Annotated in this window: 18 protein-coding genes; 6 read left to right on the forward strand and 12 right to left on the reverse strand. The window is 33.2% G+C overall.

What is annotated here, in order from left to right; translation table 11 throughout:
* The first annotated feature begins 11 nt into the window (after nt 1–11).
* The 5 genes from AB3G36_RS01750 (at nt 12) to AB3G36_RS01770 (ending at nt 6,431) form a co-directional block, all read left to right on the forward strand.
* Entirely contained in the window at nt 12–1,349 is a 1,338-nt protein-coding gene (locus tag AB3G36_RS01750; RefSeq protein ID WP_367755396.1) for a sugar porter family MFS transporter, read from the forward strand.
* Nucleotides 1,339–2,241 (forward strand): carbohydrate kinase, encoded by a 903-nt coding sequence (locus AB3G36_RS01755; RefSeq protein ID WP_367755398.1) that lies wholly within the window; start codon nt 1,339–1,341, stop codon nt 2,239–2,241. Before AB3G36_RS01750 ends, AB3G36_RS01755 begins: the two co-directional genes overlap by 11 nt.
* 51 nt (nt 2,242–2,292) lie before the next feature.
* Nucleotides 2,293–3,984, forward strand: a complete 1,692-nt coding sequence (locus AB3G36_RS01760) for an alpha-glucosidase (RefSeq protein WP_367757985.1) — start codon at nt 2,293–2,295, stop codon at nt 3,982–3,984.
* Nucleotides 3,985–4,133: 149 nt separating this feature from the next.
* On the forward strand, nt 4,134–5,153 hold the full coding sequence (locus AB3G36_RS01765) for a LacI family DNA-binding transcriptional regulator (protein WP_367755400.1): 1,020 nt from the start codon (nt 4,134–4,136) through the stop codon (nt 5,151–5,153).
* Between the two features lie 246 nt (nt 5,154–5,399).
* Nucleotides 5,400–6,431 carry a LacI family DNA-binding transcriptional regulator gene (locus AB3G36_RS01770; protein WP_367755402.1) on the forward strand — a complete coding sequence of 344 codons (1,032 nt, stop codon included), beginning with the start codon at nt 5,400–5,402 and terminating at the stop codon, nt 6,429–6,431.
* Nucleotides 6,432–6,451: 20 nt separating this feature from the next.
* Here the strand turns inward: AB3G36_RS01770 and queG are convergent, their stop codons facing one another.
* From queG to AB3G36_RS01820, 10 genes are all read right to left on the reverse strand, one after another.
* The gene (gene queG / locus AB3G36_RS01775) at nt 6,452–7,375 is read right to left on the reverse strand and encodes a tRNA epoxyqueuosine(34) reductase QueG (protein ID WP_367757987.1); all 924 of its coding nucleotides are present in this window, start codon (nt 7,373–7,375) and stop codon (nt 6,452–6,454) included.
* A gap of 104 nt (nt 7,376–7,479) precedes the next feature.
* Nucleotides 7,480–8,502 carry a Holliday junction branch migration DNA helicase RuvB gene (gene ruvB / locus AB3G36_RS01780; RefSeq protein ID WP_367755404.1) on the reverse strand — a complete coding sequence of 341 codons (1,023 nt, stop codon included), beginning with the start codon at nt 8,500–8,502 and terminating at the stop codon, nt 7,480–7,482.
* Nucleotides 8,503–8,580: 78 nt separating this feature from the next.
* Entirely contained in the window at nt 8,581–10,377 is a 1,797-nt protein-coding gene (locus tag AB3G36_RS01785) for a cbb3-type cytochrome c oxidase subunit I (RefSeq protein ID WP_367755406.1), read from the reverse strand.
* A gap of 28 nt (nt 10,378–10,405) precedes the next feature.
* On the reverse strand, nt 10,406–11,560 hold the full coding sequence (locus AB3G36_RS01790; RefSeq protein WP_367755408.1) for a cytochrome c oxidase subunit II: 1,155 nt from the start codon (nt 11,558–11,560) through the stop codon (nt 10,406–10,408).
* Between the two features lie 19 nt (nt 11,561–11,579).
* Nucleotides 11,580–12,938 carry a quinol:cytochrome C oxidoreductase gene (locus AB3G36_RS01795; RefSeq protein WP_367755410.1) on the reverse strand — a complete coding sequence of 453 codons (1,359 nt, stop codon included), beginning with the start codon at nt 12,936–12,938 and terminating at the stop codon, nt 11,580–11,582.
* Nucleotides 12,939–12,965: 27 nt separating this feature from the next.
* Nucleotides 12,966–13,511: a cytochrome c gene (locus AB3G36_RS01800; protein WP_367755412.1), complete on the reverse strand. Its 546-nt coding sequence runs from the start codon at nt 13,509–13,511 to the stop codon at nt 12,966–12,968.
* Nucleotides 13,512–13,518: 7 nt separating this feature from the next.
* The gene (locus AB3G36_RS01805) at nt 13,519–14,043 is read right to left on the reverse strand and encodes a DUF3341 domain-containing protein (RefSeq protein WP_367755414.1); all 525 of its coding nucleotides are present in this window, start codon (nt 14,041–14,043) and stop codon (nt 13,519–13,521) included.
* The gene (gene nrfD / locus AB3G36_RS01810; RefSeq protein ID WP_367755416.1) at nt 14,036–15,439 is read right to left on the reverse strand and encodes an NrfD/PsrC family molybdoenzyme membrane anchor subunit; all 1,404 of its coding nucleotides are present in this window, start codon (nt 15,437–15,439) and stop codon (nt 14,036–14,038) included. Before nrfD ends, AB3G36_RS01805 begins: the two co-directional genes overlap by 8 nt.
* Nucleotides 15,440–15,477: 38 nt before the next feature.
* Nucleotides 15,478–18,531, reverse strand: coding sequence for a TAT-variant-translocated molybdopterin oxidoreductase (locus AB3G36_RS01815; RefSeq protein ID WP_367755418.1), 3,054 nt, complete (start codon nt 18,529–18,531; stop codon nt 15,478–15,480).
* Nucleotides 18,532–18,563: 32 nt separating this feature from the next.
* Nucleotides 18,564–19,883: a cytochrome c3 family protein gene (locus AB3G36_RS01820; RefSeq protein WP_367755420.1), complete on the reverse strand. Its 1,320-nt coding sequence runs from the start codon at nt 19,881–19,883 to the stop codon at nt 18,564–18,566.
* A gap of 217 nt (nt 19,884–20,100) precedes the next feature.
* On the opposite strand from AB3G36_RS01820, the gene AB3G36_RS01825 reads away from it, so the two are divergent.
* Nucleotides 20,101–20,490: an SPOR domain-containing protein gene (locus AB3G36_RS01825; protein WP_367755422.1), complete on the forward strand. Its 390-nt coding sequence runs from the start codon at nt 20,101–20,103 to the stop codon at nt 20,488–20,490.
* Between the two features lie 381 nt (nt 20,491–20,871).
* On the opposite strand, the gene AB3G36_RS01830 is transcribed toward AB3G36_RS01825, so the two are convergent.
* Nucleotides 20,872–21,498 (reverse strand): hypothetical protein, encoded by a 627-nt coding sequence (locus AB3G36_RS01830; RefSeq protein ID WP_367755424.1) that lies wholly within the window; start codon nt 21,496–21,498, stop codon nt 20,872–20,874.
* A 170-nt stretch (nt 21,499–21,668) separates the two neighbouring features.
* A complete protein-coding gene (gene infB / locus AB3G36_RS01835) occupies nt 21,669–24,536 on the reverse strand; it encodes a translation initiation factor IF-2 (protein WP_367755426.1) in 2,868 nt (955 codons plus the stop codon).
* Nucleotides 24,537–24,610: the final 74 nt, after the last annotated feature.

Raw genomic sequence — 24,610 nt, forward strand, 5'->3', positions numbered from 1 at the left:
AAAACCAATAAATGAATAAAGTTAGAAACTGGTCTCTCACCGTAGCGGTAGCGGGATTTTTATTTGGATTTGACACTGTCGTCATCTCCGGAGCCAACTTGCCAATCAAAGAATTGTGGCATACTACTCCCCTGTTTCACGGGATTTTCATAATGTCAATGGCATTATGGGGAACAGTATTAGGTTCATTACTAGGAGGAATACCATGTGATAAATGGGGACGAAAAAAAACATTATTTTGGATTGGAATATTATTTTTGGTATCGGCTATAGGTTCGGCATTAGCACCTAATCCATATATATTCTCGTTTTTTAGATTTATAGGTGGTATTGGCGTAGGAGCTTCGTCTGTTGCGGCACCCATTTATATATCAGAAATATCTACTCCTGAAAACAGAGGTAAATTAGGTACCCTGTTTCAATTCAATATCGTCTTTGGAATCTTAATCGCCTTTTTTTCCAATTATTTATTTGAAGGATTTGGAGGAGTTAATGATTGGAGATGGATGATAGGAATAGTAGCTTTACCTGCACTTGTTTATAGTTTAATTGTCACACAAATACCCGATAGTCCCCGCTGGTTGATCTTGAAAAAAAGGGATGATACAACTGCTATGAACGTACTGGAAATGATTTATAACAAAGAAGATGCTTTAGCCAATTTTAACGAAATAAAAAAGGACCTTCTTGAAGACTCAGCTTTTAAAGAAACTATTTTCTCTTACAAATATAAACTACCAGTAATCTTAGCTTTTTTGCTGGCTTTCTTCAATCAATTATCTGGAATCAATTTCATCCTATATTATGCCCCAGAAATATTAGAAATGGCGGGATTAGGATCTAAAGAATCTTTAATGAATTCTATTTTAATTGGATTTACAAACCTGATTTTCACCCTTGCAGGGATGCGGTTAATTGATGCTCTAGGAAGAAAACAATTAATGTTAATAGGATCTATTGGTTACATTTTAAGTTTGGGAATGGTGGCCTTGGCCTTTCTTAATAATCTAGGACCAATTGTTTTAATGGTATCAATTCTCGTATTCATTGCTTCTCACGCCATTGGTCAGGGAGCAGTAATTTGGGTGTTTATTTCTGAAATATTTCCAAATAACGTTAGGGCAAATGGACAGTCATTTGGAACAGGCATCCATTGGATTTTTGCTGCCTTAATCACTTTGGCTGGTCCAGTAGTAATCGATTTATTCAAAGAAAATCCTTGGCCAATTTTCGCTTTCTTTGCGTTTATGATGGTATTACAGTTAATATTTGTCTTATTTATGATGCCTGAAACAAAAGGTTTGTCACTAGAAGATTTAGAACATAAAATGCTTAGCAATGGAAAATAATTTACAAAAACCTAATGTAGTATGTTTTGGAGAAGTGCTTTATGATGTTTTTCCAACGCACAAGAAAATTGGTGGAGCACCACTAAACGTGGCTTTACGGCTTGCATCCCTGGGCATAAATACTCAAATAGTAAGTCGTATTGGTAATGATGAAATTGGAAAAGAACTCCTGTCTTTCATAAAGAAAAACAAAGTAAAAACAAATTTGATTCAGGTTGATCCTGTTTATAAAACGGGTGAAGTAATAGTAGAATTAAACGACAAAGGATCGGCATCTTACACTATTAATTATCCTGTGGCTTGGGATAAAATTGAATGCAATCCAGAAATAGAAAATACAGTAAAAAAAGCAGACGCATTTATTTATGGTAGCCTAGTTTGCAGAGATTCTACCTCTTTTGAGACCTTGGTTGAATTAATAGGATACGCTAAATACAAAGTATTTGATGTCAATCTACGCGCCCCATTTTACAAGAAAAAAGTACTTATTAATTTGATGATGCAGTCTGATTTTATCAAGTTTAATGATGAAGAGTTGTACGAAATAAGTAAGTTTCTAAATTCACCTTACCATTCTTTAAAGCAAAATATCATTTATATAGCTGAAACAACAAATACAAGTCGCATATGTGTAACATTAGGGTGCCATGGAGCCATTTTATATTATGACGATACGTTTTATTACAATAGTGGATATGAAATAAAGGTAGCGGACACTGTTGGAGCTGGAGATTCATTTTTGGCCGGTTTAATTAGTGAATTACTAACCCAAAACGACCCTCAAAAAGCGATTGACTTTGCTTGTGCTTTAGGAGCTCTTGTTGCTGAAAAAGAAGGAGCTAACCCAATAATTTCAAATTCAAAAATAACTAAATTCATGAATCCAATTTAAGTAATTATGAAACCTATATCTGTTTTTACATTAACGCTATTATTTATAAGCATGACTATTAACGCACAAATTGATAAAAATCTAATCATCCCAGTTAAAGATGCCAAATGGTGGAAAGAAGCTGTTGTTTACCAAATATATCCTAGAAGTTTTAAAGATAGCGATGATGATGGAGTTGGAGATTTGAAAGGAATAATATCTAAATTAGACTATATAAAAAGTCTTGGAATTGATGCCGTTTGGCTAAATCCAATCTATACTTCTCCAAATGACGATAATGGATACGACATTAGTAATTATCGGGAAATCATGAAGGATTTTGGGACTATGGAAGATTTTGATGTTTTGTTGAAAGAAATGCATAAAAGCAAAATCAAACTTATCATGGATTTAGTGGTCAATCACAGTAGTGATGAACATGATTGGTTCAAACAATCCAGAAGTTCTCGTGACAACCCATATAGAGATTATTACCATTGGTGGCCAGCCGAAAAAGGAAAGCCTCCCTACAGATGGAGTTTCTTTGATGTAAATAGTGAAGCTTGGAAATACGATGCGAAAACGGATTCCTATTATCTGCATTACTTCTCACAAAAACAACCTGACTTGAATTGGGAAAACCCAAAATTACGAGAAGAAGTATACGATATCATGCGTTTTTGGCTGGACAAGGGAATTGATGGATTTAGAATGGATGCTTTTCAATTTGCCTCAAAAGATACAACTTGGCCAGAATTACCAAAAGGGTATGAAAAAGACATTATAAAATACTATGGTGTAGGACCCCATTTACATGAGTATTTACAAGAAATGAATAAAAAAGTATTTAGCAAATACGACATCATGACTGTAGCCGAAGGTGCTGGAAGTTCACCAGCGGATGCATTACAATTTGTAGATCCAGATCGAAAAGAACTGGACATTGCGTATCATTTTGAAAGTGTTGACATTGGTAAGCATGTGCTTGATTTTGGCTTAGTAAAATATAAAAAAATATTTTCGAGATACGATAATGCATTCAAAGACAAAGGATGGTTAGCCATTTTTCTTGCTAATCATGATCAACCAAGGATGGTCAGTAAGTTTGGAAATGACAACCCTAAATTTAGAGAAATCTCTTCAAAAATGCTTTCAACTTTTATCCTGACCATGAGAGGGACTCCTTTTTATTACAATGGAGATGAATTAGGAATGGTCAATATTCGTTTTGATTCTATTGAAGATTATCAAGATGTAGATACCCGTAACAAATACATCGGGTTGAAAAACAAGAATGGAGATTTAGAAGGATTCTTAGAAGGACAAAAACAAACTTCAAGAGAAAATGGACGTACCCCTTTTCAATGGAACACTACAAAAAATGCAGGTTTTACATCAGGAACTCCATGGTTGAAGGTAAATCAAAACTTTAAAACGGTAAATGCTGAAGAGCAAGAAAAGGACCCAAAATCAGTTTTGAATTACTTTAGAAAATTAGTTCAAGTCCGTAAAGAAATTCCCGCACTTATTTATGGTAAATATACGTTATTGGATGAGAACAACTCAGCTGTATATGCCTATACAAGAGAGCTCAACAATAAAAAAATATTGGTTTTATTAAATTTTACGAATAAAAAAGCTACCTATAATTTAAATTTCAAGCTAGGCAAACATGAAGTGATTTTAGATAATTATGAAGATTGTAATAAAGTTAAAAGCAATTCATTAAGACCCTATGAGGCGATGATAATTCATTTTGATTGATTTAGAATAATTAGTTCAACTACCACATAGCGTAATCAACTATAATTTTTAATGTAACTGTTTATTTGAAATCTGAATTACAATAAATAAATTGTAAGTTTGTTTTCAAATAAACAGTTTTTCATTCTAAACAATCTGGAAATCAATTCATGAAAGAAGCTACTCTTAAACAAATCGCTACTCAACTAGGGGTGTCAATTACAACTGTTTCTAAAGCACTGAAAAATTATCCTGATGTTAGTGAAAAAACAAAAAAAAAGATTGTAGACTTAGCAATTAAACTAAATTATACCCCAAATAGTTTTGCAGTTAATTTAAGAACAAAAGAGTCAAAAATTATAGGAGTTATAATACCCACGGTTGATTACAATTTTTTTTCCAAAGTTTTCAAGGGTGTGCTAGAAGAAGCTGAAAAAAGAAAATACCAAGTAATAATATTACGCTCCAATGAAAAGCTAGAGGTTGAAAAAAAACAAATTGAACTTTTATTAAACAAACGAGTTGACGGAATTATAATGTCACTTTCTAATGAAACTGGGGATTTTAATCATATTAAAAACATAATTAAACATAAAACTCCTTTAGTTCTTTTTGACAAAATCGCAAAATTAGTCAACTGTTCAAAAGTGGCAATCAATGATCGAAAAGCAGCTTATGATGCTGTAAATTATCTTATCAAAAAAGGGCATAAAAAAATTGCCCACTTTCGAGGATCCTATATGCCACAAAATTCTATAGATCGTTTTTTAGGTTATAAAAAAGCACTTGAAGATAACAATATTGTGTATGACCCCTCACTAGTATATTTATGTGATAATAATACCGATTTTGAAGACGGGTATGAAAATGCGAAAAAAGTTTTAGTGGAACACCCGGATATTGAAGCCATTTTTGCTATAACTGATCTAGTGGCAGTTGGAATAATAAAATACTTTAATGATATAGAGCTAAAAATACCCGCACAAATAGCAGTTTTTGGCTTTTGCAATTCATTCATGTCCGAAATAATAACTCCAAAGCTAACAACAATTGACCAACCAGGATTTGAAATAGGGAACAGAGCGGCTTCCATTTTATTTGATGAAATTGACTTGAAAAAGAAAAACAAACCTGTCGTCTTTCAATCCATTGAATTAGAAACTAAAATAATTGAAAGGGATTCTGCATAAAATTTAATCTAGATTATTCTTTGTGAATTTATTTTTAATAAATAATACCTGAATTTTAACTAATCTAATTTATTCGTTAAATAAAAAAAATAACACACATTTAAGATAAAAATTAATATCTTGGTAAAGAAAATTACACCTCCATTTTATTTAAAAATAAGTCTAAACGAGTTCCAGACCTTAAAATAGAAAAATAGTTGATTCGAAAATGTATTTTTTAAACTTAAACTATTAGAAAATTAGTTCATGAAAGACATCACTCTTAAAGAAATTGCAACAAAATTAGGTATTTCGATAACGACCGTATCTAAAGCATTAAAGAACTACCCTGATGTTAGTGAAAAAACTAAAAAAGCGGTCATTGACCTTGCACAAAAATTGCATTATACTCCAAATAGTTTTGCAGTAAACTTAAGAACAAAAGAATCCAAAACTATTGGTTTAATTATTCCAGAAGTAATGCATCATTTTTTTTCCAATATTATTAATGCAATAATTGATGAAGCTGAAAAAAATGGTTATCTGGTTATCATTTTACAATCAAACGAGTCATTAGCCTTAGAAAAAAAACAAGTTGAACTACTAATTAACAAACGAGTAGACGGGATTTTAATCTCCCTATCTAATGAATCAAATAATGACGAACATATAAAGGAAATTATAAATAGAAAGATTCCATTTGTCATGTTTGATAAAATATCTAAACTTTCTAAGTGTTCTAAAGTAATTATTGATGATCAAAAAGCGGCTTTTAACGCTGTTCAGCATCTAATTGATAATGGGTGCAAAAAAATTGTTCATTTGCGTGGCCCATTAAACCCTCAAAATTCTATTGATCGTTATATTGGATATAAAAAAGCTTTAGAGAAAAACAACATTCCTTTTGATTCAAAATTAGTATACACTTGCGAAAATGTTACATTTGACGAAGGTGTTTATTTTGCCAAACACATAATAGAAGAACATCCAGATGTAGACGGAATATTTGCAATCACTGATTTAGTAGCAGTAGGTGTATTGTCCTATTTTAACGATCATAAAATTAAAGTTCCAGAACAAGTAAAAATAATAGGATTTAGTAATTGGTTTATGTCGCAAGTATTGACTCCAAAATTGAGTACTGTAGATCAACCGAGTAATGAAATGGGTGTTGTATCATTTAATCTACTATTAGAAGAGATGAACTGTCATAAAAATGATATGGAGTTTACACCTAGAACTATCGAACTAGAAACCAACGTATTAATTAGAGAGTCCTCATTAAAAACCGATAATTAGACTTACCCACTAAAGAATAGCTACTTAATAAAATCAATATTACGCTTAATACCTTGAAATTTTGGTCTTTTTAACGGAGAGTCTTTAAATACCGCATTAAAAGTTTCTTCAGTAATTTCATTCCAATCTTTTTTACTAAACTTTAATAATTCGGGATTTGGATTAAATAATGGTTCACTATGAGGTTTAGAGAACTTATTCCAAGGACAAACGTCTTGACATATATCGCAACCAAAGGCCCAATCATCAAATTTCCCTTTCATCTCTATTGGAATATTTTCTTTAAGTTCGATAGTAAAATAAGAGATGCATTTGCTGCCATCCACGACGTAAGGAGCAACTATTGCTTCTGTGGGGCAAGAATCTATACAAGCAGTGCAAGTACCGCAATGATCAGTAGTAGCGTAATCATAGTTTAATTCCAAATCAATAATTAATTCGGCAATAAAGTAAAAAGAACCTGCTTTTTGAGTCAATAAATTACTGTTTTTACCAATCCATCCCAAACCACTTTTGGCTGCCCAAGCTTTATCCAGCACTGGAGCTGAGTCAACAAAAGCACGTCCTGAAACCTCTCCTATTGTAGATTGAATAGAAAAAAGAAGTTCATTTAATTTTTCTTTGATGACAAAATGGTAATCTTTACCATAAGCATATTTTGAAATTTTATAAGAATCAGTTTCTTGAAATTGTTCTGGGTAATAATTTAGGAGTAAAGAAACCACACTTTTTGAATCATCAACCAGTAAAGTAGGGTTTAAACGTTTGTCAAAATTATTTTCCATATAGGACATTTGTCCGTTATGGTTGTTATTTAGCCAAGTTTCTAATCTTGGTGCTTCTTGTTCTAAAAAACAAGCTTTGGATATACCACATGAAAGGAAACCGAGCCGTTTCGCTTCTGCTTTTATAAATTGGGTATATTTTGTTTTAGAATTAATAATATATCTTATAAATGATGTTTAGCCCTGATGGCAGCGGCATCCTTTACTTGCTTTCTTTATGCAAGTAAAGATATAGCGGACAGCAGGAAATAGCTTCTTAAAAATTAAAACAAACCTCCTTGAATATTAGAATTGACTTTCCCTAAATGCTTATATGCTTTTTCGGTGACTTCTCTTCCTCTAGGAGTTCTCATAATAAAACCTTCTTGAATCAAAAAAGGTTCATATACCTCTTCAATTGTTTCACTACTTTCAGAAACCGCCGTTGCTAAAGTAGATAACCCTACAGGGCCTCCCTTGAACTTATCAATAATAGTATTTAGAATTTTATTGTCCATTTCATCTAATCCGTGTGCATCAACATTTAACGCTTTTAAGGCATAACGAGCGATAGCAACGTCAATAGTTCCGTTTCCTTTAATTTGGGCAAAATCACGTACCCTACGCAACAAAGCATTTGCGATACGAGGTGTTCCTCTACTTCTACCAGCAATTTCAATAGCTGCTTCTAAAGAAATAGGCATTTTCAAAATACTTGCGCTACGTTCTACGATAGTTGTTAATAGTTCTGCTGTATAATATTGCAAGCGTGATGATATTCCGAAACGAGCCCTCATAGGAGCCGTTAAAAGACCTGAACGAGTAGTGGCACCTATTAATGTAAATGGATTTAAATTGATTTGGACCGTACGCGCATTTGGTCCAGATTCAATCATAATATCGATCTTAAAATCCTCCATTGCTGAATATAAATATTCTTCCACAATGGGACTCAACCGATGGATTTCATCAATGAATAAAACATCTCTTTCCTCAAGATTAGTTAGCAAACCAGCTAAATCGCCCGGTTTATCTAAAACAGGACCAGATGTGATTTTTATACCCACCTGCAATTCATTAGCCAAAATATTAGCTAATGTAGTTTTCCCTAATCCTGGAGGTCCATGGAAAAGGGTATGGTCCAAAGCTTCATTCCTTTGGTTAGCTGCTTCAACAAAAACCTTAAGGTTTTCTAACACTTGATCTTGTCCAGCAAAATCATCAAATGATAAAGGCCTTAATTTTTTTTCAAGATCAAATTCTTCCGAATTATAACCATTGGTAGTTGGATCTAGATTCTCATTCATACAACAAAGATAAGACAAAGTTAGAACTAAAAAAAAATGCCTTTCCATTTAGAAAGGCATTTTATATATAAAAAAAATCTAGTGATGTAAAACTTCTTCACCTGGTTTCATTGGAATATTTTGAGGAACAAAATCTTCGTCATGACTTGGGTTACTATAATCATATGGCCATCTATGAACTTCAGGAATTTCTCCAGGCCAGTTCCCATGAATATGTTCTACAGGTGCTGTCCATTCAAGAGTATTAGATTTCCAAGGGTTTTGCACCGCTTTCTTACCGTAGAAAATACTACTAAAAAAGTTATACAAAAATACCAATTGAAAAGCACCACCAATTAATGCGAATGTAGTAATTAATACATTAACGTTTTGTAAATCATCAAATAAAGGAAAATTAGTATTTGTATAATAGCGTCTTGGTAAACCAGCTAGTCCAATAAAGTGCATTGGAAAGAAAACACCGTACGCACAAACCGCAGTTACCCAAAAGTGAACATACCCTAAGTTTTTGTTAAGCATTCTTCCAAACATCTTAGGAAACCAGTGATAGATTCCCGCAAACATACCATAAAGAGCAGAAATACCCATTACTAAGTGAAAGTGCGCTACAACAAAATAAGTATCATGAACATTAATATCTAATGTACTATCTCCTAATATAATTCCAGTCAATCCACCAGTAATAAAAGTAGAAACTAATCCGATAGAGAATAACATCGCTGGATTTAATTGTAGATTACCTTTCCAAAGAGTGGTAATGTAGTTAAAAGCTTTAACGGCAGATGGTATTGCAATCAATAGAGTTGTAAAGGTAAATACAGAACCTAGAAATGGATTCATTCCTGAGATAAACATATGGTGACCCCACACAATAGTTGATAAAAATGCAATAGCTAAAATTGACATAATCATCGCTCTATAACCAAAAATAGGTTTACGTGAATTAGTAGCAATAACTTCAGAAGTGATACCCAATGCAGGTAGCAATACGATATAAACCTCAGGATGTCCTAAAAACCAAAACAAGTGTTCGAACAATACTGGAGAACCACCTTGATAATGTAATACTTCACCAGCAATATATATATCAGACAAGAAGAAAGAAGTACCAAAACTTCTATCAAAAATCAACAATAAAGCAGCTGATAAAAGAACAGGAAATGAAACGATACCAATAATAGCGGTTACAAAAAATGCCCATATAGTTAAAGGTAGTCTAGTCATAGACATTCCTTTTGTTCTCAAATTAATTACTGTAACTACATAATTCAAAGATCCCATTAAAGAAGATGCAATAAATATAGCCATTGAAACTAACCATAAAGTCATACCTAAACCAGAACCTGAAATAGCCTGAGGCAATGCACTTAAAGGAGGGTAGATTGTCCAACCAGCATTAGCAGGACCTGATTCTACAAAAAGAGACCCAATCATGATTACGCTAGACAAAAAGAATAACCAATAAGAAATCATATTCATAAAACCAGAAGCCATATCTCTAGCACCAATTTGAAGTGGAATCAATAAATTACTAAAAGTTCCACTTAACCCAGCGGTAAGTACAAAAAATACCATTATAGTTCCATGAATAGTAACTAAAGACAAATAAATATCGTTAGCCATTACACCATTGGGAGCCCATTTGTCTCCTAATAATATATTAAATATTTTAAAAGACTCCTCTGGCCATGCTAATTGCATTCTAAAAAGCATTGACATACTAACTCCAATAATTCCCATAATAATACCAGTAATAAGGTATTGTTTAGCAATCATTTTATGATCAATACTAAAAATGTATTTAGTAATGAAAGTGTCTTTATGATGATGTTCGTGTTCGTGATCGTGTCCGTGATCGTGACCTTCTGCTGACATATATGTATACTTTAAATTTTCTTATTAATTATTTCATAGCTATTTTAGAAACAGCTGCTGTATCTTTTGATTTTAAAGAATCTGTACTTATTGCACCTTCAACAGGAGCTGGTGTATTAGCTTCTTTTACTTGTTGTACTAAAATTGCTTGCTCAGACAACCATTTTTTATAGTCTTCTGGAGTATCAACAATAATTTTCATTTGCATATTATAGTGAGATGCACCACAAATTTTGTTACAAAGAAGCAAATAATCAAATGAATAAGGATCAAGAGCAGTTTCTCCTTTTGCAACTAAAGCAATACTTTTCTTAGCTCTTAAAGCATTAATATTAGAAACCTTTTCTACCATATAAGGTAATTCTCTATATTCAGCTGTAGTATAAATTGGTTCAAAAGCAAATTCTGTAACCATTCCAGGAACACAATTCATTTGCGCTCTAAAGTAAGGCATATAAGCTGAATGCAATACATCTTGAGATCTCATTTTAAAATGAATCTTTTTTCCTTTAGGAATATGTAATTCAGAAACCACAATATCATCTTGAGAATAAGGATCTGCAAGATCAACACCTAACGTATTAATTCCCTCAATGTATCTAACATTTGCTTTTCCAAGAACATTATCTTCTCCTGCAATTCTAGCTGTCCATTTAAATTGTTGTGCATATAATTCTACTACAACTGTATCATCTTCGTCATCGATGAACATAATATTTGTCCAAGCATATAACCCGTAAAGAATTAATCCAGCTAAAACAATTGCAGGAATTACACTCCAAATCGCTTCTAATTTATTATTATCAGCAAAATACAATGCTTTTTGATCATTTTTACCTCTATATTTAAAGGCAAAATAATGTAATAAAACTTGTGTTATTGCCTGAACAATAAAAATTAAAACCCAAGTAATATTCATCAAGTTATCAACCTGACCTCCATGTGCTGATGCTGGTGTATGAAGAACTAAAGGTCCCCATTGAAACAAACCATATATAGTAAATATATATATGAAAGCTAAAAAGCCAAACATCAAATAACCTTGAACATTATTATCATTATCAGAAGCTACCTGAGAACTGTCTGAATCAGAACCTACTTGCGTAAGATCAAATATTTTAGTCAATTGCCATAAAGCAACAGCTAATAAAACTAAAACTATAATTACCAACAAACTTGTCATCTGTTTATTTCTTTAAATATTAATAATGAAAATGTTTACTCTCTTCGATGTAAGGATTTCTTTTTGGCAATAAAGGCGCTTTAGTCAATGCTGTAAAAACAACATAAATAAATAAACCTAAGAAGAAAAGTACAGAAGCAATTTCTGATATTCCAATAAACCACTTATCACCTACTGTTCCTGGCATAATCATATTAAAAAAGTCAATATAATGTCCAGTTAATATTACTACCCCTGCCATAACAAGTATCCAAGTAATTCTTTTGAAATCTGTATTTACTAAAATTAGTATTGGGAATACAAAATTCATAACAACAGCACCAAAAAAGGGCAAATTATATAATTGTATTCTAGTTACGAAATAAGTAATCTCTTCAGGAATATTAGCATACCAAATCAACATAAATTGAGAGAACCAAAGGTAAGTCCAGAAAACACTAATCCCAAACATAAATTTAGCTAAATCATGGATATGACTTGTATTTACATATTCTAAATACCCTCTTGATTTCAAATACAAAGTAACCATCGCAATCATTGTGATACCACTTACGAAGAAACTAGCAAAAACATACCATCCAAATAAAGTACTAGACCAGTGAGGATCTATTGACATAATCCAATCCCACGACATAATTGATTCAGTAACGATAAAGAATACTAAAAAACCAGCCGTTATGTTAAAATTCTTTTTGTAGAAAGCATCATCTGTTGCTTCATCTTGAGCTAAACAATTCTTTCTTGAATAAAACCTGTAAAGATTCCATCCAATCAAAAATACTGCGGCTCTAACAATCCAAAAAGGAAAGTTTAAATATCCTGACTTACCAGCAATAATTTTATCAAAATTAGGACTAGTAGGATCTGTAACACCTTCAACTAACCAAGCAAATAGATGATTAAAATGAAGACCACAAAGAATCAAGATAACAAAGAATATAACTGAACCAACAGGCAAATAAGCTGTGATTCCTTGCATTACTCTAAACAAAACTGGAGACCAACCTGCTAATGCAACTTGCTGAATTGCATAAAAAGCTAATACTCCCATTGAAAGCAACATAAAGAAAATACAAGCTACATATAATGCTGCCCAAGGCTTATTTTGCAATTGATGCAAAACATGAGTTAAGTGCTCTTTATGCTCAGTAGCTTCATTTGTATCTTTAACTTCTTCATGAGAAGCTTTAACAGCATGAGCTTCATCAGCTGATTCATGCTTAACCTCACCATGACCTTCATGGCTTTCAGAAGCAAGAATTTTCTCCACTTCTTGAATATCTTTAGGTGCATTTAAAAAACCATATCCAATTCCTAAAAGACCAATAGTCATTAAGACGAGAGAAAAAGTTTTTAATTTACTTGAAAATGTATACATATCTATTACGATCAGTTTGTTCAACAATTATAATTGGCTTTTTAGTTTTAAAACATAGTCAGCAACTAACCATCGCTCATGAGCGCTTAATTGATTAGCATGAGAACCCATTGCATTTAAACCATAAGTTTCAACAAAAAAAATACTCCCTTCTGTGATAACCCTATCTTTATAACTAGGCACTCCAAGAAATTTTTCTCTTTCAACTAATTTACCTTTACCATTTCCAGCTGCACCATGACAACTAATACAGTAAATTTCAAAAAGTTCTTTACCTTTTCCAGAATTTCTATCTAAAGAATCTAATGGAGATTTAAGGTTAGCTTTAGCTAGTTCATAATCAGCAGTTGTATTCTCATAAGCAAAAGGCTCAAAACCTCTATTTATAGTACCAGCTACTGGAAGTTGTCCCTCTTTACCATTATTGAATGCATTAGACTCTGAATATGTTTCATACCCAACAGACTCGTACATATTTGGAAAATACTGATAGTTTGGTGCGGAATTATTATGACAAGACGTTACTAATATAGTGATGCCAAATAATAGTGTTATTTTATATATCGTTTTCATATCTAAATTAATGCTTTTCTATTACTTTAACTTCTACAGCTCCTGTATTCTTGAAAAAAGAAACTAATTCCTCTTCATTATTATTCACTGCAACTTCCATTAAAAAATGATCATCTGTTGTTCTAACATCTGGATTTTCAGCTTTTTTGAAAGGCCATATTTTACTTCTCATATAAAAAGTAACTACCATTAAATGCGCTGCAAAAAACACAGTCATTTCAAACATAATAGGTACAAATGCAGGCATATTTTGAATGAAACTAAAACTTGGTTTACCTCCGATATCCTGAGGCCAATCTTGAATCATTATATAATTCATCATTGTTGTTGCTACTGTTATACCAACACAACCGTACATGAAAGCACAAATAGCTAATCTTGTTGGAGCAAGCCCCATCGCTTTATCCAAACCGTGAACCGGAAATGGAGTAAAAACTTCTTCAATATGATGATGAGCTGCTCTGGTTTGTTTAACCGCATCCATCAATATATCATCGTCATTATAAATGGCGTATATTACTTTATTACTCATGATGTGAATCTTTATTTGCTTCTCTTTCTCTTTTGTAATTATCTCCTGTTCCTTTTAATATTGTTTTCACCTCTGCTTGAGCTATAACTGGGAAAGTTCTAGAATATAACAAAAATAATACAAAGAAGAAACCTATTGTTCCAATGAAAATTCCAATATCAACAAACGTAGGAGAAAACATAGTCCATGAAGATGGTAAATAATCTCTATGTAAAGAAGTAACAATAATTACAAATCTTTCAAACCACATACCTATGTTTACAACAATAGATATGATAAAAGAAAACATAATACTTGTTCTTAATTTTTTAAACCACATAAACTGAGGTGAAAAAACATTACATGTCATCATCGACCAGTAAGCCCACCAGTAAGGTCCAGTAGCTCTATTCAAGAAGGCGTATTGTTCATACTCAACTCCTGAATACCATGCGATAAACAGCTCAGTTATATAAGCAACCCCGACTATAGAACCCGTAATCATAATTACGATATTCATCAACTCAATGTGCTGTATAGTAATGTAAGCTTCAAGATTAGAAACTTTTCTCATGATAATAAGCAAAGTATTTACCATTGCAAATCCTGAAAAAACTGCTCCTGCAACAAAGTAAGGAGGGAAAATAGTAGTATGCCATCCTGGTATAACAGAAGTAGCGAAGTCCATCGATACAATAGTATGTACAGAAAGTACAAGTGGAGTTGCTAACCCTGCAAGAACCAAAGATACTTCTTCAAAACGTTGCCAGTCTTTAGCTCTACCACTCCATCCAAAACTCAAGATAGAATATATTTTTTTATTAAAAGGAGTTATTGCTCTATCTCTAAGCATTGCAAAATCGGGTAATAAACCAGTCCACCAAAAAACAAGCGATACTGATAAGTAAGTTGATATTGCAAATACATCCCAAAGTAATGGAGAGTTAAAATTCACCCATAGTGAGCCAAATTGATTTGGAATTGGCAATACCCAATAGGCCAACCAAGGGCGACCCATGTGAATAATTGGAAATAAACCTGCTTGAATAACAGAAAAGATTGTCATAGCTTCTGCAGAACGGTTAATTGCCATTCTCCATCGTTGACGGAATAATAATAGAACTGCAGATATTAATGTTCCTGCGTGACCAATACCAACCCACCAAACGAAGTTCGTGATATCCCATGCCCATCCAACAGTTTTATTTAATCCCCATGTTCCTATACCTGTAGACACGGTGTAAATGATACAGCTCACTCCCCAAAGGAAGGCTATTAATGCGATTGAAAACACAATCCACCAATGCTTGTTAGCTTTTCCTTCAACAGGTGCAGCTATGTCTACTGTTACGTCGTGATAAGATTTATCACCTATAACTAAGGGTTTTCTAATGGTTGCTTCGTAGTGAGACGACATAATACTTTATATTGTTTCTTAATTAATAATTTTTTGTACTAGGTATTTCTAACTTTAACGTGATAGATAACATTAGGTTTTGTTCCTACATGCTCTAACAAATGATACATTCTATCATCAGACGCTAATTTAGCAATTTGACTTTCTGTATCATTAACATCTCCAAAAGCCATTGCTCCAGTAGAACAAGCATTTGAACACGCCGTTTGAAATTCTCCATCAACAATAGCTCTACCTTCTCTTTTAGCGCTTAGAATTGTCGCTTGTGTCATTTGAATACACATAGAACATTTTTCCATTACCCCACGAGAACGAACATTTACATCAGGATTTAAAACCATACGCCCTAAATCATCATTCATATGATAATCAAATTCACTGTTTTTGTTATACAAGAACCAGTTAAAACGACGTACTTTATAAGGACAGTTATTAGCACAATAACGAGTACCAACACATCTATTATAAGCCATCATGTTTTGACCTTGACGACCATGAGAAGTCGCAGCAACAGGACAAACTGTTTCACAAGGTGCGTGATTACAATGTTGACACATTACAGGTTGAAAAGAAACTTGAGGATTATCTCCTGCTTTTTCCATTTCATTAAAAGTAGACAATGAACTAGACAAACCAGCTATATTCTCTTTTCTTTCATTATCACCTGCAAAAGTACTTTCAGAAGAGTAATATCTATCGATACGCAACCAGTGCATATCGCGACTTCTTCTAACTTCAGACTTACCTACAACTGGCACATTATTCTCAGCGTGACATGCTATTACACAAGCCCCACATCCAGTACAAGCATTTAAATCAATTGAAAGATTAAAATGATGTCCAACTGAACGATCAAATGAATCCCATAAATCAACTTTTGTAGCCTCTACTTCTTCATGGTCTAAAGATACCATAGGTACTTCATTCCAAAATTTAGCATCTTTAGTATTGAAGATTTCCAAGGTAGTTTCCTTGATAATATCCCCTCTACCCATTAATGTTTTTTGACCTTGAACACAAGCAAACTCATGTTCTCCATTAGCTTTAACTAAACTAACAGATTGTACATCATTAAAACCTTTATATAAAGCGTAAGCATTTAAACCTACTTGCATTTCTTCTTTCAAAGCCGCTTTACGACCATAACCTAATGCCAATCCAATAGTTCCTACAGCTTGACCTGGCTGAACAATAACTGGCACATTATCTAATTTTAAACCGTCAGCAGTAGTAATTGTAGCATAACTACCATTTAAACCACCATTAGCAACGATTTCATTAGTCATCAACAATTGTTTTGCATCTGCATTAGAAACAGTAACATAATTATCCCATGACACTCTTGTAATTGGATCAGGAAACTCTTGTAACCAAGGGTTATTAGCCTGTTGCCCATCACCCATACCTGTTTTAGTATACAATACTAATTCAAATCCAGCACCAGCTTTTGATTTTGCTAAAGCATTTGCAGCAGCAGAATAATCAGTAGAACCTCCAGATAAAGATTGAGAATCTCCAACATAAACACCATCATGTAACACTTTATTCCAAGAAGCACCTGCAATAACCGAAGCAGAAGTTGATTTTAAGTAATCGTAATAAGTACCTGACATTCCATTCAAAGACATTAAAACATCTTGAAATTGTTTTGTATCAAATAAAGGACGAATTGTTGGTTGCGTTAAACTATAAGTTCCTTTAGTCAAACTTAAATCACCCCATGATTCCAAATAATGAGGAACTGGCATAGCAATAGTAGTTACAGAAGCAGTTTCATCTTCTTTCAAAGATAAAGAAACTGACGTTTTAACTTTCTTAAGACCTTCAGCGAATAAAGCTGAATCGGCCAAAGTATATATTGGGTTAACACCACTCATTATTAAGGTATGAACACTACCCGCATTCATGTCACTTACTAACTGAGCCACTTTTTCATTAGACCCTTTTCTAATTTGTCTTGTTCCAGAAGTTATAAAAGCTTCACTTGATAAAGCTTGATTAATTGCTAAAACTAACAATTGAGCATTTTTATCTTGAATACCAGAAACTAAAACTCCATTTGACCCAGCAGCTTTCAACTGTTGTGCCGCTTTACTAACTTCAGCTTTAAATTTATCATCTAAATTTACCGCTACAGAAGAACCAGTAATAACATTATATATATGTACTAACGCTTGTTTTTGATTTGCAGTTGACATAGCCAAACGCTTATCAGCAGCAGCACCAGACAAAGTCATATTAGCTTCTAATTGAAAGTGACGAGACATTTTTCCACTTTTAGGAATCCTACCTTGTGCATAACTAGAATCATATCCTCCACCTTGCCAATCTCCTAAGAAATCCGCACCAACAGAAACAATTAGCGATGATTTTGAAAAATCATAATCAACTAAAGCTCTTTCACCATAAACGGACTCAAAAGCATCTAAAGCTTCAGATGAAGAAACAGCATCATAAACCACATGCTTAGCAGTAGGATTTAACGCAATAAATTCTCCAATTAATTTTTCAGTGGACGGGCTAGCTAAAGTATTAGTTAACAATACTACCTGACCACCATTTGCTTTAGCTTCAGCCAAACTTGCTTTTATATCTGCATCAACTGCAGACCAAGTAGCACTTTTACCTTTTAACTTAGGCTCTTTCAAACGCATACTATCATATAAAGATAATATAGACGCATGAATTCTAGCATTAGCAGCAAATTTAGCTCCTGAAATAGTATTATTATCTATTTTAATAGGACGCCCTTCACGTGTTTTAACAAGTAGATTTGCAAAATCAAAACCATCAAAAACAGAAGTAGCATAATAATCAGCTACTCCAGGAATGATTTGCTCTGGCTGCAATACATAAGGAATCGACTTGTTCACAGGACCTTCGCATGCCGCAAGCGTGGCTGCAGCAGTACTAAACCCAACGTACTTTAAAAAATCACGACGTGATGTTGAAGAAGATGACATTGCATCATTATTTCCTAAAAAATCTTCAGTAGGAATTTCTTCAACAAATTCGTTATTTCTAAGCGTCTCAACAATAGAACTATTTTCTAGTTCCTCAACACTTTTCCAGTATTTTTTGTTTGATGACATTGTATATAAATATTAAAATCTTAATAATTTGATTAATAGTGGCATTTACCGCATTCTAAACCTCCCATTTGAGCTGCAGTCAATTTGTCTACACCATATTTTTTAGAAAGTTCTTTGTGAATTTTAGTATAATAGTCGTTTCCTTCCATTTTAACATCGGTTTTTCTATGGCAATTAATACACCATCCCATCGTTAATGGAGCAAACTGTTTTTGAATTTCGTAAGTTTCAACTGGACCGTGACAAGTTTGACATTCAATTCCAGCAACAGTAACGTGTTGTGAGTGATTGAAATAAACGAAGTCAGGCAAGTTATGAATACGAACCCATTTAACTGGCTGTGTTTTACCAGTATAAGATTGTGTTGCTTTATCCCAACCCACAGCAGTATACAATTTTTGGATTTGCTCATCATAAAATGCTTTACTGTACTCAGGAGTAGCAGTAGATTCAGCAACTTCAGAAATGTTTTTATGACAATTCATACAAACATTCAAAGAAGGAATTCCAGAATTTTTACTCACTCTAGCTGCAGAGTGACAATATTTACAATTTATCTCGTTATCACCAGCATGAATTCTGTGTGAATAATGAATTGGCTGTATTGGTTCATACCCTTGATCAACTCCTACCTGCATCAAAAATCCATAAACAAAGTACCCACTGGCCAATAATAAAAATATTGAAGTAATAAGTACTAAAAATTGATTTTTAACAAATGCCTTCCATATAGGCGTAGTTGGTGTTTTAGGAGCTACTTCAATTCCATTTGATTTTGCCACCTTAGTTAAAACATTATTCACCAAGAACAACATCACAACTAACATAAGCATCACAAGAGCCAAAGCACCCAAGATTATATTATTAGAAACACCACTTTGATCAGCCGATCCCGCAACAGCAGTTCCTGGTACAGGAGCCGGTGCCTCAGCCTTAACTTCAGAAGTATAAGCTATTATATTATCAATATCTCCAGTTGCTAATTGTGGAAATGCAGTCATTACTGACTTATTATTATCCGCAAAAAGTTTAACAGCTGCAGCATCTCCTGATTTAATAAGTTCTGAGCTATTGTGAACCCACTTGTAAATCCAAGCCATTTCGTGCTTACCAGCAACCCCTCTTAAAGCAGGACCTGTTGATTTCGCATCAAGCTTATGACACGCAGCACAATTTGAATTAAAAAGCTCTTTACCCTTTACTGGGTCACCACCTTGTGTAGCTACTGGTGCTTCCGTTGCTGCCGCAGGTGCAACAACTTGCGCAAATGAAGTTAAGGAAAAAGTTAGCATTAAAGCTAAGCTATAAAATAATTTCCTTGAAGTCGAATTATGGTTACCCACCTTTTTCATAAAGTATAATGATTATCTACTAAAAATTGGCACAATTTTTTCTATATAGATTTATAGAAAACTGTTCCTTTATTTTAAAACTTCGACAAAAATACGACTTATGAACTATTCTCAAAACCTTAAAATAGTCTTAATTTCAATTTATATTAATTCTAAATAATATTTAAGTTTTACAATCATTCAATAAATAGTATTTTTGCTTAAAAACCATCACGTTATGAGAATTTTAACAACTTCAAAATTCATTTTCTTTACAATAGCCCTTAGTATTTCAACAAGTAAATTAATGGCACAAGATCAAAACATTAACATTCGCCAAGATCCAAAGTTTGAACAATTATTAATTGAAAAGAGAAAAACAAACAGTTCATCAGCTGTTAATGAGCGCTATAAAATCCAAATTTTTAGTGGAGAAAGTGAAAAAGCAAAAAAAGCACTTAATGACTGCAAACAAGAATTTACAGACTTAGACGGTACAATAGTGTTTAATACCCCAAATTACAAAGTGTGGATTGGAGATTTCAGGACTCGCATTGAAGCAGAAAAGTATTTAGTAGAAATTAAGAAAAAATACGATAATGTCCTTTTAATAAAACCACAGAAATAAATTCTAAACAGAAAAAAAATAATTTTAATATAAAAAGCAACTCCTTTTACGAGTTGCTTTTGTGCTTTTTGACTTATTTAATATGCCCTTGTGGATAATTTGAATTAAATATTGCTCACGTTAGATAGATTGAGACTGCTTTTTTTAGAAACTTGGTAAATACCCACAGTAACGATTGACTATAACCAGGAGAACACTTTCAGAACTCATTATACATGTACGGTCCTTTTAAATCACTTATCATTATTTTATATTTTTATTACCAAGGACATTTCTCAATAGTATAAAAAAGCATTTATTTAGTCCGTACAATAAATTAAATACATTGTATCATTTAATTCGATAATCTCTAGGTTCAGGTACAAAAACGAGAACTTGTCATTACCAAATTACCAACCAATAAATAACCAAATTATTTTCTAAATCGATTGCACATCCTCTACTAAATCCATCTTTCCATTCATCAGGCATATACCAAGCTCCTTGATGAAACTTTTCAGAACAACATTGTTTAGGCTCGGCTTCAATTAAATATATTGCATATGATTTGTTCAACAAATTACACCTATCCCCATCAAAATCACTTACTTTATAAAAATTCGGTATTGGAACTGCACTTTGGTGTTCTATTTGTGCTTTAAATTGCTCATGATTTTTAGTGATGCTTAATATATTTGAATCTCTGAGGTATTTATTTACAATATAATATGATGAATCTGAATAATTAATTTTGCGAGAAACCGAGATTAATAAATCAACCATTGATTTGGATTCTTTCTGCCTAACAATTAATTGCGAAGGTGAATATATTGACAAATAATTATGATAAATCTGATAATCGGATTTTATTTCCTTTTCATTTGGGAAATGTCTTGTCAGTCCCTTTGGGTATTCTCTTAAGAATTGTAAATAGCCTAATTTCAATTTCTGTTCCTGAGCAGATTTATCTTGGCAGGATAATACAAAAATGAAAGACAAAAACACTAAATATAATTTCAATTTATTCATAACTATTTTTTTAAACCTCAAAAACTAGTCTTTGCAATCCGTAGCAACAAAAAAAATAAAAGCCTAAAACAAATCTAATCCAAAAAAATCTAAACCCTCAAAATACATAAACACTTAAAAACAAAAAAATCCCGATTGCTCGGGATTTTTTAACAAATATATTGAAAATTCTATTTCAATTTTTTCTTGATCGCTACCTCATGGTACGCTTCAATAACATCTCTTTCTTCAATGTCGTTGTATCCTTTAATTTGAATACCACAGTCATACCCTTTAGCTACTTCTTTCACATCGTCTTTGAAACGTTTCAGTGCAATAAGCTCTCCTGTATGAACAACAACTCCTTCACGGATAACTCTAATTTTAGAGCTTCTAGCTATTTTACCGTCCATAACCATACAACCTGCAATAGATCCTACTTTAGAAATTTTAAATATCTCTCTAATTTCAGCAGTACCTAGAATTTCTTCTTTCATTTCAGGAGCTAACATTCCTTCCATTGCATCTTTCAAGTCATCAATCGCCGCATAGATAATTGAGTAGTAACGGATATCGATTTCTTCTTTATCAGCCAGTTGTCTCGCATTTCCTGCAGGACGAACATTAAATCCAATAATAATCGCATCTGAAGCAGAAGCCAACATAACGTCTGTCTCCGTAATTGCTCCAACTCCTTTATGTATAATGTTAATTTGAATTTCTTCAGTCGATAATTTAGAGAATGAATCAGATAATGCTTCAACAGAACCATCAACATCTCCTTTAAGGATTACGTTCAATTCTTTAAATTGACCTAAAGCAATACGACGTCCAATTTCATCAAGTGTAATATGACGTTGTGTACGTACGGATTGTTCACGCATTAATTGAGAACGTTTAGAAGCAATTTGTTTCGCTTCTTTTTCATCTTCAAAAATATTAAACTTATCTCCTGCAGTAGCTGCACCATCTAAACCTAATACTGAAACTGGTGTTGAAGGACCTGCTACAGTAACGATATTTCCTCTTTCATCATGCATAGCTTTAATTTTACCATGATGTTTTCCAGCTAACATATAATCTCCCACTTTCAACGTTCCGTGTTGAACTAAAATTGTAGAAACATATCCTTTCCCTTTGTCCAAGAATGCCTCAACAACAGTTCCTTGAGCAGCCTTATTAGGATTAGATTTTAAATCTAAAACTTCCGCTTCTAATAAAACTTTTTCTAATAATTCTTTAACTCCGGTTCCCACTTTTGCAGAAATATCATGAGATTGGTATTTACCACCCCAATCCTCAACAAGTAAATTCATACCTGCCAATTTTTCTTTAATTTTTTCAGGATTAGCATTTGGCTTATCCACTTTATTAATTGCAAATATAATTGGCACACCAGCCGCTTGAGCGTGACTGATTGCTTCTTTAGTTTGCGGCATGATATCATCATCTGCTGCAATTACAATAATTGCAATATCTGTAACTTGAGCTCCACGTGCACGCATTGCGGTAAACGCTTCGTGACCTGGTGTATCAAGGAATGCTATTTTTTGTCCGTTATCTAAAGTTACTCCGTAGGCACCAATGTGTTGTGTAATTCCTCCAGACTCTCCTGCAATAACATTTTCTTTACGAATATAATCCAGTAAAGATGTTTTACCGTGATCGACGTGACCCATTACCGTAACAATAGGCGCTCTAAACACAAGGTCTTCTTCTTTATCTTCAACAACTTCAATTGCTTCTTCAATATCAACAGTTATGAATTCAACTTCATAACCAAATTCATCAGCAACAATAGTTAATGTTTCTGCATCCAAACGTTGATTCATGGTAACCATGATTCCAAGCGACATACATGTTCCAATAACCTTAGTAATTGGAACATCCATCATTATCGCAATTTCACCAACGGTAACAAATTCAGTAACCTTAATAGTTTTACTTCCTTCGTCTATTGCTCTTTGCTCCTCATCCGATTTTTGACGGTGCGTATCTCTTTTGTCTCTTCTGTATTTCGCTGCTTTAGATTTACCTCCTTTTTTACCTTGAAGTTTTTCTAAAGTCTCACGAATTTGATTTTTAACTTCCTCTTCTGTTGGCTCAACTTTAGCTACAATAGCTGGTCTATTCCCTTTAACAAATCCAGGTCTAGAACTTCTATTTGCATTAAAACCACCCCCACCAGTATTTGGTGTAATTTTGTTTGGGTTTGGCGCACCAGGAACTCCAGGAGGTCTAGGTGTTCCAGGTTTTGGAGCAATTCTTTTACGCTTATTTTTATTTGCACCAGCAGCTCCTGGAGCACCAGGCTTATTAGGTGTAATTTTAGGCTCTTCTTTTTTCTTCTTTGGCTTATTAAATTGAGACAAGTCAATTGTTTGACCAGTTAATTTAGTACCAGATAATTTTTGATACTGCGTTGTGATTGCCTCTTCAACAGGAGCTTCATCAGTTTTAGGGACGACTTTTGCTTCAGGAACAATTGCCTTAGCAACCACTTTCTTAACATTTTCTTTTTTCTCTTCCTTTATTGCCTCTTTTACTTCAACAGTAGGTTTTACTTCTTTTTTGTCTGAAACAAGATTTTCCTGTACTGGTTCTTTTTCAACTGGTTTTTCAACTGGAACTATTGCTTTTGGAGCCTCTGTTTTTTCAACTTCCGCTTTTACTGGAGCAACTACTTTTTTAGGATTAAGATCTATCTTCCCAACTTGAACAGGACCGGTAACTACAGCTCTCGCTTTTATCACTTCTTGTTGTTGTTTCAGAACTTCATCGTCATGCTTGCGTTTATCTTCAATTTCTTTTTCTCGCTCCACACGCAATGCCTCTTTCTCTTTTCTTTTCTCTTCTCCTACTTCTTTCGAAGCTTCTTTTTTCCCTCTGTCACCTGCAAATTGACCGCACAAGACATTGTACACATCATCAGAAATTTTTGTGTTTGGATTTGCTTCAATAGCAATCCCTTTATCTTTTAGATAATCCACAGCTCTTTCCAAAGAAATGTTCAATTCCCTTAAAACTTTGTTTATTCTAATAATTCTCTCTTCAGACATAAAACCTTTTTATTATTACCTTTTTTGTTATTCCTCACTTTACTCCCAACTAGGTCCTTATTGACCAAGAAAAT

Origin of the sequence: Flavobacterium sp. WC2430, from assembly GCF_040822075.1 — a bacterium.
In the GTDB taxonomy this organism is placed as follows: Bacteria; Bacteroidota; Bacteroidia; order Flavobacteriales; family Flavobacteriaceae; genus Flavobacterium.

What these genes read in the sequence shown, in the direction of transcription:
- AB3G36_RS01750 (WP_367755396.1), top strand. Translation starts at nt 12, where the DNA reads ATGAATAAAGTTAGAAACTGGTCTCTCACCGTAGCGGTAGCGGGATTT.
- AB3G36_RS01755 (WP_367755398.1), top strand. Translation starts at nt 1,339, where the DNA reads ATGGAAAATAATTTACAAAAACCTAATGTAGTATGTTTTGGAGAAGTG.
- AB3G36_RS01760 (WP_367757985.1), top strand. Translation starts at nt 2,293, where the DNA reads ATGACTATTAACGCACAAATTGATAAAAATCTAATCATCCCAGTTAAA.
- AB3G36_RS01765 (WP_367755400.1), top strand. Translation starts at nt 4,134, where the DNA reads ATGAAAGAAGCTACTCTTAAACAAATCGCTACTCAACTAGGGGTGTCA.
- AB3G36_RS01770 (WP_367755402.1), top strand. Translation starts at nt 5,400, where the DNA reads ATGAAAGACATCACTCTTAAAGAAATTGCAACAAAATTAGGTATTTCG.
- ruvB (WP_367755404.1), bottom strand. Translation starts at nt 8,502, where the DNA reads ATGAATGAGAATCTAGATCCAACTACCAATGGTTATAATTCGGAAGAA.
- AB3G36_RS01785 (WP_367755406.1), bottom strand. Translation starts at nt 10,377, where the DNA reads ATGTCAGCAGAAGGTCACGATCACGGACACGATCACGAACACGAACAT.
- AB3G36_RS01790 (WP_367755408.1), bottom strand. Translation starts at nt 11,560, where the DNA reads ATGACAAGTTTGTTGGTAATTATAGTTTTAGTTTTATTAGCTGTTGCT.
- AB3G36_RS01795 (WP_367755410.1), bottom strand. Translation starts at nt 12,938, where the DNA reads ATGTATACATTTTCAAGTAAATTAAAAACTTTTTCTCTCGTCTTAATG.
- AB3G36_RS01800 (WP_367755412.1), bottom strand. Translation starts at nt 13,511, where the DNA reads ATGAAAACGATATATAAAATAACACTATTATTTGGCATCACTATATTA.
- AB3G36_RS01805 (WP_367755414.1), bottom strand. Translation starts at nt 14,043, where the DNA reads ATGAGTAATAAAGTAATATACGCCATTTATAATGACGATGATATATTG.
- nrfD (WP_367755416.1), bottom strand. Translation starts at nt 15,439, where the DNA reads ATGTCGTCTCACTACGAAGCAACCATTAGAAAACCCTTAGTTATAGGT.
- AB3G36_RS01815 (WP_367755418.1), bottom strand. Translation starts at nt 18,531, where the DNA reads ATGTCATCAAACAAAAAATACTGGAAAAGTGTTGAGGAACTAGAAAAT.
- AB3G36_RS01820 (WP_367755420.1), bottom strand. Translation starts at nt 19,883, where the DNA reads ATGAAAAAGGTGGGTAACCATAATTCGACTTCAAGGAAATTATTTTAT.
- AB3G36_RS01825 (WP_367755422.1), top strand. Translation starts at nt 20,101, where the DNA reads ATGAGAATTTTAACAACTTCAAAATTCATTTTCTTTACAATAGCCCTT.
- AB3G36_RS01830 (WP_367755424.1), bottom strand. Translation starts at nt 21,498, where the DNA reads ATGAATAAATTGAAATTATATTTAGTGTTTTTGTCTTTCATTTTTGTA.
- infB (WP_367755426.1), bottom strand. Translation starts at nt 24,536, where the DNA reads ATGTCTGAAGAGAGAATTATTAGAATAAACAAAGTTTTAAGGGAATTG.